The sequence below is a fragment of the Thalassospira lohafexi genome, from assembly GCF_002844275.1.
In the GTDB taxonomy this organism is placed as follows: domain Bacteria; phylum Pseudomonadota; class Alphaproteobacteria; order Rhodospirillales; family Thalassospiraceae; genus Thalassospira; species Thalassospira lohafexi.
The window spans coordinates 320,338-333,654 of sequence record NZ_NXGX01000004.1 but is presented as its reverse complement, the minus strand read 5'-3'; the positions used below and the strand labels follow the sequence as shown (position 1 = coordinate 333,654).

Here is a 13,317-nt window from a genome sequence, read left to right as displayed (position 1 = left end):
TCTTTAAACCGACAGCTCGGATGATCATGACCCATCAGGACCAAACGACGTGGCACAACCTTTCCTCTGACTGGATCAACTGGGCCGATCGCCTTGCCCCGGCGGCGGGGAAAATCAATCGTCATATGATTGAGGCGGTTGATCTGCCCGCCCTTGCCCATGCAAGAGGCGGGGCGGATTTGGCGGTACTTGATCTGGCATCCGGGGTGGGTGAACCGGCATTCACCTTTGCCCGTGCGCTTTCGGGGCAGCGCGATGTTAGCGCTAACACACCGGGCATGACCGGCCATGTCACCGCCACCGATATCGTGCCCGAAATGTGCGACGGATTAAGTGCGCGCGCCCAAGAAGACGGCATTGCCAACATCACCGTCATGCCCGCCAATATGGAAAACCTGCCGTTTGACGACCAGTCGTTTGATGTGGTGTCGTGCCGGTTTGGCGTGATGTTTTGTGAGGACCCCGATCTGGCGTTGCGCGAAAGTCACCGGGTGTTGCGGGCCGGTGGCCGGGCGGTATTTATGGTCTGGGCGCCGTTGATTGATAATCCGTTGTTTGCCGCGATGGATGCGGTGCTGGGCAATATCCTTGGCATCGGGTTCGATGCGGCCGGGCTTGATCCGTTTAGCTTTGGCAATGTCGATCAATCGATGATGCGCCTTGAAAGTGCCGGGTTTCGGGGCATTCAGGCCACCACCCACAGCCCGGCGGGGCGTATTCCCGAAACCGTTGCCTTCTGGAAACCGCAGATGGACATGCTGTTTGGTCATATCCTGCGCGAAGCATCGGATATGGAGATGGGATCGATTAATGCGGCGATGTTTGAAACACTTTCCCCCTATATCGAAGACGGCCATTTCCAGGTTCCGATTTGTTTTCATGTGCTTAGCGGGACGCACGCCTAATCAACCGTGTTTTTAACCGGCAATTTTGATCAAAAGCCAAGCATCCCTGCCAATGTGACATGGTCGAGGTGCTTGGTTTTTTCTTGCCTTTTTACCGATGGCGTGGCACACCGCGCAGCCTTGGAACGATGTACGTTCCCCTGTCGTAGCACCAGGTTAAAAACACGAAAGACATATGACTATGAAGACGATTGTCGTCTGCTCTGGCGGGCTGGATTCCGTCACCCTGGCCTATAAGGTCGCGGCCGAGCACAAACTCCATTCCCTGATTTCGTTCGATTATGGCCAACGCCATAAAAAGGAACTCGATTACGCCGCACGTACCGCGCGTGATCTTGGGGTTAAACATCACATTGTTGATTTGACGTCGGTCGGTGCGCTTTTGGGCGGATCGTCCCTGACCAGTGATGACATTGATGTGCCCGATGGCCATTACGCGCAAGAAACCATGCGCATCACCGTAGTGCCCAACCGCAATGCCATCATGCTGGCCGTGGCCTTTGGTGCGGCGGCAAGTGCCGGGGCGGATGCGGTGGCGACCGCCGTGCATGGTGGCGATCATTTCATCTATCCCGATTGCCGCCCCGATTTCATCAGTGCGTTTGGCACGATGCAAAACCATGCGCTTGACGGTGTTAAGGACGTTTCGCTCTATACCCCGTTTGTCCATGTATCGAAGGCCGACATTGCCCTTGAGGCTGGGCGCCTTGGCGTGCCGATTGACCTGACATGGTCGTGCTACAAGGGCCATGACACCCATTGCGGGCGATGTGGCACCTGTGTTGAGCGGCGCGAAGCGCTTGAGCTGGCGTGTGTGAAAGATCCGACGGTGTATGAGGATCGCGATTACTGGAAACAGGCCCACGCCGAGCATGTGGCGCGGAAATTTGCCCGTCAGAACGCACCGGGATAACACCGCAAAGTAATCCTCATACAATTTATGTGCAGCGACATGGACCATGGATGCCCGCCGAAGCTGTCATGACGGGGCTTCCTTTGTAAAAAGGAACGTAGGTCATTCCCGCCAAGGCGGGAACCTCGCGCCGCATGGTCGCCGCACCAAAGAAACACCGAAAGAAAACCGATGTTTACCATCACCAAACAATTCGCCTTTTCCGCCAGCCACCAGCTGGCCGGACTTGATGCCGATCACCCCTGTTCGCGCCTGCATGGCCATAACTATATTGTCGAGGTGGAGCTTAAGGGGGCGACCCTTGATGCGCGCGGGTTCGTGCGTGATTACCGTGAACTTGGGCCGCTTAAACGCATGATTGATGATGAATTTGATCATCGGCACCTCAATGAAGTTCTGGGTCACGATCATCCGACGGCGGAACAACTAGCCCTGTTTTTCTATGACTGGGCCCATGATCGCTGGCCGGAAGTATCGGCTGTGCGGGTTTCGGAAACCCCGAAAACATGGGCGGAATATCGGCCATGACCGTTCAAGACCCGCACTTGGCAGATATGTCGCAGTCGCGCGATAAAATCCGCATATCGGAGATTTTCGGCCCCACCGTGCAGGGCGAAGGCACCCTGATTGGCACGCCGACGGTGTTTGTGCGCACGGGCGGCTGTGATTTTCGCTGTGCGTGGTGTGATACGCTCTATGCGGTTGATCCGGCCTTTCGCGCCGACTGGAAACCGATGAGCCCGGATGCGGTGCTTGATGAAGTCAAAAAGCTGACCGGTGGTGCGCCGATCCTGATTACCCTTTCGGGCGGCAATCCGGCGATCCAGCCATTGGGCCGGTTGATTGAGCTCGGTCAGAAAGAAGGCTTTAGCTTTGCGATTGAAACGCAGGGCAGTATCGCCAAGGACTGGTTTGCCGATCTGAATTACCTGACCATCAGCCCCAAACCGCCCAGTGCCTCGACCAGCTTTGACGCCGATGCGCTTAACGCCTGCATTGATGCGGCCAATGCCAAGGGGATGCTTTCCGGCCCGGCGATCACGTTGAAATTTCCGGTGCGTGATGAGGCTGACCTTCTGTTTGCCGATCATGTGCGAAAACTTCACACCGGCATTCCGGTCTGTGTGCAGCCGGTCAATACAACGCCCGCCGAACCCCATCCCGATGGCGCGGACGGTGTTGATCTTGACGGGCTGACGGCGCGCTATCGCTGGCTGGTCGATGAAGTCGCCAAACGCAAATGGTTTGATGTGCGCGTGTTGCCGCAATGGCATGTGCATGTCTGGGGCAATCTGCGCGGGGTATAGGGATCGGTGGTTGGGCGCACTGGTTTTATTTCATCTGATGATATGAAAATATATTTTATCCCAAATTGCTGATCCTTATCATGGGGATGGCGGTTGCCGATGCCACTGGATTGATCATCGCGATTTGCTATTGCGCCGATCCTCTACATTTCCAACAAGGAAGCGCATTTTGTGCTTCACCATGGAAAGTACAGATCATGTCATTTCGCGATTTTTCCAAAACCCATCCCGAAACGGTCAAAAACATCCCCATTCAGCCATTGGACGGCGTCACACGCGATGCGCCCGGATCGCTGCCCGATAAATCGGCCGCAGAACACGCCCCGATGCCCGCCCCGCATCAAGGTGCGAACGACTGATCTTTGATCTTTGCACGGACGGAGGGGCATGCCCCTCCGTCGTTGTTTTACCGTTCGCCAACGTTACAGGGCACCAGAATCATGACCATTTCGCGCACATCCAACCAGACAGTTACGTTTCGCCATCCGTTTCAGCTTAGCGGGTTTAAAGACCTTTTTCCGGCGGGAAAATACGTGGTCGACACCACCGAAGAACTGATCGAAAGCGTCTCGATCACGGCCTATCGCCGGGTGTCGACGGAACTGCACCTGCGGACCAAAATCAACGGCATGATGTCCGAACGGATTTTAAGCGTCACTCCGACGGATCTGGACGCCGCCCTTGCCAAGGACGCGGCCTTTCTGGGTGCACCATCCACCCCGATAGAGGTTTCAAACCGCTAAAAATATGTTTGATGTCAAAGACATAGCGGGTATGGAATTGCACATTCGCAGCAACCTTACCATATTATAGGTAGAAGCTATTTCGCGCCTAACTTGCAAAATAGCACGCATGTTGTTTCAGGGTCCCTGCCCGCAACAGGATGCCCCGAAAGATCGGGATCAAAATCGGGAACACGGGCCCTGTCAAACTGCCGGAACGCTGTGCGTATCAACAGATCGCATCGCGACGCGCCGGTTGCTCGAAGGAGCCATGATCATGAGCATTACCCGCACAACCCATCGCACGGTGACGTTCTTTCATCCAACCCACCTGCCCGGTCATGACGGATTGCTGCCCGCAGGTGAATATGAGATCGATACGCTTGAAAAGCTTGATCTTGACGCGCCCATGCGCCGCTACATCGCGCTTGAATGTCATGTCCATATCTGGTCGGACAAAGACAAAAGCGAAGCCACCAACATCCTGACTGTTGATCCGCAAAAACTTGAGGCGGCACTTGCCCTTGATTCTGATCCGCTGCGGGCTTCTGATCGCAAGCAAATGATCATATCGCATGGTGGCCAGCCAGAGGATGATGCGGCCTGAGAAAGCCTTAGCCAAACCCGATAGAGGCTGCTCACCCCCAACCCCGGAACCTCGCCCCGCCCGTATATGTTACGGCAACCTGATCTGTGGCATCAGCCAGCCGTGATCTTGCAAGAGCTTCACACCTTCAAACACCGGGATTGCGATTAGAAACCACAGGGCATCGCGTGTGGTGGCAAGATATAATGATGGTTGGCAGATCAGTTTGTTTTCATCTTGCCAGCGGAACCAGGTCGGCCGAAAGCGTGCCACCGTGTTTTGATAGCGCGTGAAGACCACGCCGAACCGTTCAGCCAACATTGCCTCTTCACGCAAAACGACGCTTCGAAGTACCAGCCAGCATCCCAGAGCAAAGATAAAACCCATCGTCACACTGCCGGTCTGTGCCCCACACCCGAAAGCGCCAATAAAGCTGAAAACATAAAGCGGGTTACGACAGATAGAATATGGACCACGCGTCACCAGTTCGGTTCTCTTGCGTCCGCCAATATAAAGCGAACACCACCCCCGACCGAAAATACAGATTGCAATCGCAACAATTCCAATCGTCGTGATCATCTGGTGAAGATAGCCTTCGCGGGCAGCCATCGATTGACTTCCGGCCACCAAAACCAAGAGCATCACGACCCCAATCCGCAGAACCAGTTTTCGACGACGCTGTATCTGTCGCAGATCATCGGCCGTCGGTGCTACGGTTTTTGTCCCTTTATTGGGGGAATGGGCCTTAGACTGGCGATACATTTTCTTGGGCTCCTGCACTAAAAACTGCAGAAGCTCTATCGTCAAATTACTGTTATGGCGTCCTATGCTGCGCATCTGGTCGTTCGGGTGCTACACCGGACGCGTCGGGTTGTTGATTTTCCGCCTTCTTTGCCGCCTCGCGCACCGCACTTGGGGTTTCACCGGTCATTTTCTTAAACGCCAGATTGAACGTCGATTTCGAATTGAACCCGACACTGAGCGCCACATCAAGAATGGTGCGATCAGGTTCCAGCAGCAAGACCGATCGGGCTTCCTCGATCCGGGCACTGTTGACGAAATCAAAGAAATTCTGCCCAATATGATGATTAAGCACATAAGACAGCTGATTGGGCGATACGCCAACTGCACGTGCAAGCTTTGGCATCGACACCAGCGGATCATTCAGGATGTCACCACGCCGTTGAAAATCCCCCAGTAAGGCGACCACCCGTTCAACCCCGTCCTCATCGAGTAACGGCCGCACGCCTGTCGGCTCGGTTGTTGCCGGACGTACTTTTTCTGTCGCATCAGCACTTCGGGCCGCCACACTGGTAATTGAGCCGGTACTCGCATCGGACATGTTACGATTGGGCAGATTTGATACGTTTGATGGACGTGAAAGGTCGCCGCCGCCCCTGATGTCGTCGGATTCAAAATCGGATGGCCAGTCGGGCATGACAAATAGAACCGGGCGGGTCGCGGTTTCATAACTCATGGCAAACAGCGCGAGGGTGAAGGCGATTTCGGTGCCAAACATGTCCGTACTGTCAGGCATATAAAGTCCGATAATCCGCCCCACGGCCACGGAAATAAAAGCAAACGTCACGCCGCCCAGAATAACCCACATCCAGCGTTGCATCGCCTTTCGATCCGCGCCGAGCTGTACTTGTGTCTGGCGGAAGTAACGACATGCCACACGCCACAGAAGTGCTATATAAGCCGATATCTGAACGAAAATGGCGCCCCAGCAAATTGCATCGACGATCTCGGCCATCGAAAGAGCCCCGGTCTGTTCTTCCTGACGGAAAACCGTCCAGCCCATCAGATTGAAAACAATCAGGGCAGGAATGAAATGCACCCATGGTCGGCGTGACGGGTTTCCCGATATTTCACGGAAGTACAGATAGACAGCGGGTGCGATCACGAAATTGACTGGCCCGAAAAACAGGTTCAGCAGCCTTTCACTGTCACCAATGACGAAGATATCGGCAACGTCTTCGATCAAATTAAAAGCGATGGTGATGATAAACAGGATCATCCAGCGGTTCGCGCCAAACGCCCGCCCGCCTTCGGAGCGTAGCAGCAGACATAAGAATACCGCCTGCGCCAATCCGATCACCGCAACCACGACACTTACATAGTCCGTCCAACCCGCCATTCCGGCATGCTCCTGATCATTTATATTGCATCTGCGTTGGTCCGTTTTGCCCCATCAGTCCAACTATATCGTTTCAATAGACATAGTCGGACGTGAAAAGCGTCCGACTATGTACAAACGGACGCAGGATGTCGCATTTTAAGACAATTTGGCGACCAACCGATCAACATCCCCTTGATGTGCGGCCATAGAATTTTACGGGCTGTCTGTAACATCGCACCATCATGGATCGTCCTGGTGGAAAGATCGTCACAGAATTTTCGCCCGTATTCTATTGACTATATCAGTTCGATATATGACACTCCGACATATATCGAGCTGATATAGTCGTTCTGGCATCTTCCCCCGCCAGTACGCCGTCAGTTCGGGGGAAGTCAAAAAGGACACTGAACAGAATATGGATGTACGTACACTTTGCCTGGGCGCCCTGATGGGCGGGGAAGCGACCGGATATGAAATCCGCAAGATGTTTGAAGATGGCCCGTTTAGCCATTTTCAAATCGCGTCGCTTGGCTCGATCTATCCGGCTTTGACCAAACTGACACAAGACGGGCTTGTGACGTTTGTCGAACACGAACAGGAAAACCGCCCGGACAAGAAAATCTATCGGCTGACGTCTGATGGCCGACAGAAATTCATCCGCACCCTGTTGCAAAACCGTCCGGCGGAAGATCGGTACCGTTCCGATATTCTGTTCACGCTGACCTTTGCCGAGGAGCTTCCGATTGAGCTGACCGAGGCGCTGATAGATGAATTTGCCGTTCGCTATGAAACCATGAACAACCTGATTGATCCGAACAACCCGGACAAAGAGGACTGTGCATCGGGCCCCGGCCGAGATGATGACGGCAATATCAAGCCCGGTTGCAAGTTCGTTGCCGGACTGGGTCAGGCAATGTGCGATGCCACGGTGAAATTCATCAAAGACAACAAACAGGACCTGATCAAAGATTTGAAGGCCTTCAAGTCCAAAAAGTCCTGATCAGACGGCAAGCCCCGAACGGCCCCGGACGACATCTGATCACCAGCCAAAGACGTGCCTACGCCTAAATGTCAAAGACGCATTCCGCCACCGGAATATTTGAGGGAACAAGAACATGAATGCATCACGGCTTATTGCCATTTTTCTGGTCGTTGGGACCGTCATATGGATTGGCTCGGCCTATCTGGTCGGAGACGATACTGCCGATGACGCCGCCATGGCACAGGGTGATGACGCCAGCACGACAGGTGCAGGTGCGTCAGGGACTGCGAACGCAACCGGCACCGATGGAGCTGAGCAGCCGCATGCCAGTGTTCGAACCATCACCAGCAATGCGGTTGATCATGTTGATTTCCTAAGAGTATCGGGTCGAACAGAGGCGGTCATTTCCGTTGAAATTCGCGCGGAAACCGAAGCAAGCGTTGTTGAACTTGGCATCGCCAAAGGTCAGCCGATCAACAAGGGCGATCTGATTGCCAAGCTGGCCGTTGATGGCCGTATGGCACAGGTCGAAAAGGCGCGTGCGCTTGTCGCCCAGCGTGAACTTGAAAGCAAGGCCGCCGAAAGTCTGGCCGAAAAGAACTATCGGTCGAAAACCGGTGTTGCCCAAACGTTGGCCCTGCTTGAAGAAGCACGTGCTGACCTTAAAATCGCGCAAACCGAATTGAACCACACCGAAATCCGCGCCCCGTTTGACGGCATTATTGAAAACCTGCCCGCAGACATCGGCGATCTGATGTCGATTGGGGATCCGGTTGCAACCCTAATCAAGGCAGACCCGATGTTGGTGGTCGCCCATGTGCCTGAACATTCGATCCGGGCAATTGATCTGGGCCAGCTTGCCCATGTGCGGCTGTATGACGGAACTGAATATGACGGCATCGTGCGGTATGCCGCGCGGGTTGCTGACAACAGCACGCGCACTTTCCGGGTCGAAGTTGAAATCGACAATAGCGATCTTTCCATTCCCGACGGCATGACTGCCGAGATGGAAATTCCAGTTGGCACCAAACGTGCCCATCAGGTTCTGCCATCTGTTTTGACGCTCAATGACGAAGGCGCACTTGGTGTGCGTTCTGTGGTTGATGGCAACAAGGTCGATTTCCTGCCGGTCGAGCTTCAGGGCGGCAATCGTGAACGGGTCTGGATTGGTGGCCTGCCCGAAAAGTTCGAACTGATCGTTGTCGGCCATGACTGGGTCAAGGAAGGGGCGACTGTCGATGTCGTGCATCTGGAAACAGATGAAAACGGCCTGCCGATCCCGACCAAGGTGAAAGACGCCAAGACGGATGCCGATGACCAAAGTGCGACCACCCTGTCGGAAAAAGTCGCGCGCTGATGCGTGGACATGAGGAGCAATGAAAATGTCCCTGATTGATCACGCATTACACAGATCACGCACGGTTATTCTGGTTCTGATCCTTTTGCTGGCGGCGGGTTGGGTTGGCTATAACACCATCCCCAAAGAAGCCGATCCGGATGTTCAGATCCCGGTTTTATACGTTACCATGCATCATGACGGCGTATCGCCCGAAGATGCCGAACGTCTTTTGCTGCGTCCGATGGAACAGGAACTGCGCAGCATTGAGGGCGTGAAGGAAATGAGTTCCCAGTCCTATCAGGACGGGGCCTCGGTCACGCTTGAATTTTATTCCGATGTCGATATCGACGAGGCTCTTGCCGATGTCCGCGAACGGGTTGATATCGCCAAATCCGAATTGCCTGATGACACCGACGACCCCGAGGTCCATGAGGTCAATCTGTCGCTGTTCCCGGTTCTGGTTGTCACCCTGTCAGGCGATGTGCCAGAGCGTGCATTGCTGCGCATGGCGCGCGATCTGAAAGATTCTATCGAAGGATTGCCTGCGGTTCTTGAGGCCAACCTTGCCGGGGACCGTGAAGAACTGGTCGAATTCATCATTGATCCGATGAAGATCGAGGCCTATCGGCTGAATGGCATCGACATCGTATCGCTTGTGCGTAATTCGAACGCACTGGTGGCTGCGGGGGCGGTCGATACCGGCACGGGGCGCTTTAACATCAAGGTTCCCGGCCTGTTTGAATCGGTCAATGACATCCTTGATATGCCGTTGATTGTTGATGGTGATTCCGTCATTCGTTTCCGCGATATCGGTGAAGTCCGCCGGACGTTTAAAGATGCTCAGAGCTTTGCCCGTTTGAACGGACAGCCCGCAATCGCGATTGAAGTATCCAAACGCGTTGGTGAAAACATCATCGAGGTGATTGACGCGATCAAAGCCACCACGGCCGAAGCTCAACAGGCGTTTCCACCCAACCTGACCATCAGCTATTCGCAGGACAAATCATCTGACATTCGAACGATGCTCAATGACCTGCAAAACAGTGTGATCCTTGCGGTCTTGCTGGTGATGGTTGTGGTGATCTGGTCGCTTGGCTGGCGGTCGGGTTTGCTGGTCGGCCTTGCGATCCCCGGGTCGTTCCTCACAGCCATTTTGATCCTTTGGGGGCTGGGCATGACGGTCAATATCGTTGTGCTGTTCAGCCTGATTTTGGCGGTCGGGATGCTGGTCGACGGGGCGATTGTTGTCACCGAATATGCCGATCGTAAGATGATCGACGGCCTGCATCGTAGCAAAGCCTATCCACTGGCGGCCAAACGCATGGCAATGCCAATCATTGCATCGACGGCAACGACACTTGCGGCCTTCCTGCCTCTGGCATTCTGGCCAGACGTGGTTGGCGAATTCATGAAGTTCCTGCCGATTACGGTGCTGTTTACCCTGACCGCGTCGCTTGCCATGGCATTGATATTTGTCCCGACCGTTGGCGCATGGTTTGGCAAGCCCGGTGCAACATCGAATGAAAGCTTGCAGGCCATTGCCGCCGACCATGCCGATGACATTGACAAGGTCAAAGGTGGCACCGGGTTCTATATCCGGCTACTGCGCGGGTCGCTTCGTTATTACTGGGCGATTGTTCCGGCGGCCTTCATCGTTCTGGGGACGGTCTGGTATTCATTTGGTGTTCTTGGCAAGGGGGTTGAATTTTTCCCCGAAGTTGAACCGGAACTCGCCGTTGTTCAGGTCCGTGCACGCGGCAACATGTCTTATTACGAACAGGATGCGCTGCTCAAAGAAGTCGAAGACCGTATTCTGGCGCTTGATACCCATCACGAAGGTCAGAACTGGTTTGATACCGTCTATGCCCGGTCAGGCAATGGTGCGGGGGGTAATGAGGCCGCCGAAGACGTGATTGGTGTGGTCCAGCTTGAATATGCCGATTGGCAAACACGGCCCAAGGCCACCGAAATTGAAAAACGCATTCTGAGCGAAACCGCCGATCTGGCCGGCATTCAGGTAGAGGTGCGCGCCGCAGAAGCAGGACCGCCGCAAGGCAAGGATATCCAGATCCAGTTGCGGTCGTTCTATCCCGAACTTCTTGACGAAACCGCAAGCAAACTGGTTGCGGGATTGCAGGAAATCGGCGGCATGTACAATTACGAGGACGGTAAGTCACCACCCGGTATTGATTGGGAATTTAGCGTTGATCGCGCACAGGCGCTTAAATTTGGCGCCGACATCAATCAGATTGGCAATGTGATTAAACTGGTGACCAACGGGATCGATTTTTCGACCTATCGCCCCGATGATTCCACCGAGGAAATCGACATTGTCGGGCGGTTCCCGGCCAAGTATCGATCCCTTGATGAGCTTAACAACCTTCAGATTGCGACCGAAAAGGGATTGGTGCCGCTGGCGAATTTTGTCAAACGCACGCCAAAACTTAAAACCGGTACGCTGACCCGTGTTGACAGCCGCCGTGCGCTTACGGTCAAGGCCGACGTTCAGGATGGTGTTCTGGTCGATACCAAGCTTGGTGAAGTCAAAGCATGGATGAGCGGCCTTGATATCGATCCACGCGTGTCGGTCGAATTCAAAGGTCAGGATGAAGAACAGCAAAAATCGGCTGACTTCCTGGTGAACGCCTTTACGGTCGCGCTGTTCATTATGTTCATTATTCTGGTGACCCAGTTTAACAGCATCTCAAGCTCATTGCTGATCATGATTGCGATCATCATGTCGACAGCAGGCGTGTTCCTTGGCCTGATGATAACCGGGCAGGCGTTTTCCATCGTGATGAATGGCATCGGGGTGGTGGCACTGGCGGGGATTGTTGTGAACAACAACATCGTTCTGATTGATACGTTTGACCGGCTTAAACATACCGCTGGCAGTATCGAGGCGGCGATCCTGCAAACCGGTGCGCAACGTTTGCGTCCGGTGATGCTGACCACGGTGACGACCATTCTGGGTCTGGTACCGATGGTGCTTCAGATCAATATCGATTTCACCGCCCGCGACGTCAGCATCGGTGCACCATCGACCCAGTGGTGGGTGCAGCTTTCAACCTCCATTGCGTTTGGTCTGGCGTTTGCCACTGCCCTGACACTGATCTTTACCCCGTGTGCGTTGATGATGCGCCACAAGATGGGGGGCAGTTTCAGGCGATTTAAACCATGGATTGGACAAAAGGCGTCCGGGGTGATGGGCAAGGTCAGGCCCGCGACCTCGCGTTAACCCAATAGCCGCGCGACACTTCCCCCCCGACCCCGCCGCGCGGTTAGACCAGCCCCCAAACTTCCCCGTTTGGGGGCTGGTTATCTTTAGGCTCATGGCCCAAAACACTGCCGGAACGGTTTTCTGGTCAGTTTTTCACCACGACAGCGCCCCTCTTTAAGGTTTGTATCGCCTTACATACATATTTTGATAAGGGTTTCTGGCTTATCCTTATCGCTAAGAAGAAGGCGCATAAGAATAGTCCGTGTGGGAAGATCGAATGGAAACAGCGGTTAAAAAATGGCTGAGGTGCACCGCGTTTGCCGGTGCGTTTTTGATGTGCGCCTTTGCACAGCCAACCGCGCCGTTGGCAAAGGAAATGCTGACATGGGCCGTTCCCCCGTTTGCGCCTGCTTTCATCACTGAGCAGTCAAACCTGACAGGCTATGCCGCCGATACCCAGAACTGGTTCGTGCAGCGTTTGACCGATTATGACCACACTGTCCTGCACATTCCTTTGTCACGCCTGCTTGCAGAAATGCGCAATACGGCGGATGGCATCCGGTGCAGCACCACCCTGATCCCGACCCCGGACCGGCGCGAATTCATTGTCTTTGCGAAAACGGTTCTTTTGCATCTGCCGATTTCGATTGTTATCCGCCAAGAAGATTTTGATCGTTACAAACCGTTCATGAATGATCAGGGCCACCTTCTTTTGTGGCGGTTACTGTCAAACGTTCATTTTCAAGGTGCGGTACGCCTTGGGCGTGCTTACGGCGGGCTGATTGACAGCCATCTGGCGCGCTATCGCAGTTCCGATCAGGTGATGGAAGTTGTCGATGACACCGCGTTTTTAAAGATGCTGGCGTTAAAGCGGATCGACTGGACCCTTTATTTCCCGTCCGAAGCAGAATATTACCGCCGCCAGTCGACCCCTGATCAGGCAATCATGGCATTGCCGATTGAGGGCAACACCAACTTGCTTGAAGCAACCATTGGCTGTGCCAACACGCCAGCGGGGCGGACAGTGATTAAGCGGATCAATGCGATCATTGATGCCAACCCGACCATGCCCTGGACCGACTTTTACGCCGCATGGCTTAATACCAAGGACCGCGAGTGGTTTGAGCAGGCCCGCCAGCAATTTATCAGTGCCAGCGTTTTCTGATCTTGATCCAACTTCCCCTCAAGCTGGACCATTCATCTGAGCAAGCATCTGATTAA

General features: G+C 54.2%; 13 protein-coding genes. 11 read left to right on the top strand and 2 right to left on the bottom strand.

Annotated elements, in window-relative coordinates:
* The first annotated feature begins 26 nt into the window (after window positions 1-26).
* The 7 genes from COO92_RS11335 to COO92_RS11305 all read left to right on the top strand — a co-directional run bounded on the left by COO92_RS11335 (window position 27) and on the right by COO92_RS11305 (window position 4,454).
* Complete coding sequence (locus COO92_RS11335) at window positions 27-905, top strand: class I SAM-dependent methyltransferase (RefSeq protein ID WP_240626408.1); 879 nt, start codon at window positions 27-29, stop codon at window positions 903-905.
* 175 nt (window positions 906-1,080) lie between these two features.
* A complete protein-coding gene (queC, locus tag COO92_RS11330) occupies window positions 1,081-1,818 on the top strand; it encodes a 7-cyano-7-deazaguanine synthase QueC (protein ID WP_240626407.1) in 738 nt (245 codons plus the stop codon).
* A gap of 171 nt (window positions 1,819-1,989) precedes the next feature.
* On the top strand, window positions 1,990-2,346 hold the full coding sequence (gene queD, locus COO92_RS11325; RefSeq protein ID WP_101302164.1) for a 6-carboxytetrahydropterin synthase QueD: 357 nt from the start codon (window positions 1,990-1,992) through the stop codon (window positions 2,344-2,346).
* A complete protein-coding gene (gene queE / locus COO92_RS11320) occupies window positions 2,343-3,125 on the top strand; it encodes a 7-carboxy-7-deazaguanine synthase QueE (RefSeq protein WP_101302588.1) in 783 nt (260 codons plus the stop codon). Before queD ends, queE begins: the two co-directional genes overlap by 4 nt.
* A gap of 197 nt (window positions 3,126-3,322) precedes the next feature.
* Window positions 3,323-3,484 (top strand): hypothetical protein, encoded by a 162-nt coding sequence (locus tag COO92_RS22080; protein WP_165792330.1) that lies wholly within the window; start codon window positions 3,323-3,325, stop codon window positions 3,482-3,484.
* An 81-nt stretch (window positions 3,485-3,565) separates the two neighbouring features.
* Window positions 3,566-3,868: a hypothetical protein gene (locus tag COO92_RS11310; protein ID WP_101302161.1), complete on the top strand. Its 303-nt coding sequence runs from the start codon at window positions 3,566-3,568 to the stop codon at window positions 3,866-3,868.
* 256 nt (window positions 3,869-4,124) lie between these two features.
* On the top strand, window positions 4,125-4,454 hold the full coding sequence (locus tag COO92_RS11305) for a hypothetical protein (RefSeq protein WP_101302587.1): 330 nt from the start codon (window positions 4,125-4,127) through the stop codon (window positions 4,452-4,454).
* Between the two features lie 69 nt (window positions 4,455-4,523).
* On the opposite strand, the gene COO92_RS11300 is transcribed toward COO92_RS11305, so the two are convergent.
* Together COO92_RS11300 and COO92_RS11295 are read right to left on the bottom strand one after the other, a co-directional pair.
* Complete coding sequence (locus tag COO92_RS11300; protein WP_240626406.1) at window positions 4,524-5,270, bottom strand: methyltransferase family protein; 747 nt, start codon at window positions 5,268-5,270, stop codon at window positions 4,524-4,526.
* Window positions 5,248-6,573 carry a helix-turn-helix domain-containing protein gene (locus tag COO92_RS11295; protein WP_101302158.1) on the bottom strand — a complete coding sequence of 442 codons (1,326 nt, stop codon included), beginning with the start codon at window positions 6,571-6,573 and terminating at the stop codon, window positions 5,248-5,250. The genes COO92_RS11300 and COO92_RS11295 overlap by 23 nt, the downstream gene beginning before the upstream one ends.
* A 397-nt stretch (window positions 6,574-6,970) precedes the next feature.
* On the opposite strand from COO92_RS11295, the gene COO92_RS11290 reads away from it, so the two are divergent.
* From COO92_RS11290 to COO92_RS11275, 4 genes are all read left to right on the top strand, one after another.
* Complete coding sequence (locus tag COO92_RS11290) at window positions 6,971-7,555, top strand: PadR family transcriptional regulator (protein WP_101302156.1); 585 nt, start codon at window positions 6,971-6,973, stop codon at window positions 7,553-7,555.
* Window positions 7,556-7,670: 115 nt separating this feature from the next.
* Window positions 7,671-8,894 (top strand): efflux RND transporter periplasmic adaptor subunit, encoded by a 1,224-nt coding sequence (locus tag COO92_RS11285; protein ID WP_101302154.1) that lies wholly within the window; start codon window positions 7,671-7,673, stop codon window positions 8,892-8,894.
* A gap of 25 nt (window positions 8,895-8,919) precedes the next feature.
* A complete protein-coding gene (locus COO92_RS11280; RefSeq protein WP_101302585.1) occupies window positions 8,920-12,114 on the top strand; it encodes an efflux RND transporter permease subunit in 3,195 nt (1,064 codons plus the stop codon).
* A gap of 259 nt (window positions 12,115-12,373) precedes the next feature.
* Window positions 12,374-13,261 (top strand): transporter substrate-binding domain-containing protein, encoded by an 888-nt coding sequence (locus COO92_RS11275; protein ID WP_101302153.1) that lies wholly within the window; start codon window positions 12,374-12,376, stop codon window positions 13,259-13,261.
* The last annotated feature ends 56 nt before the right edge of the window (window positions 13,262-13,317 follow it).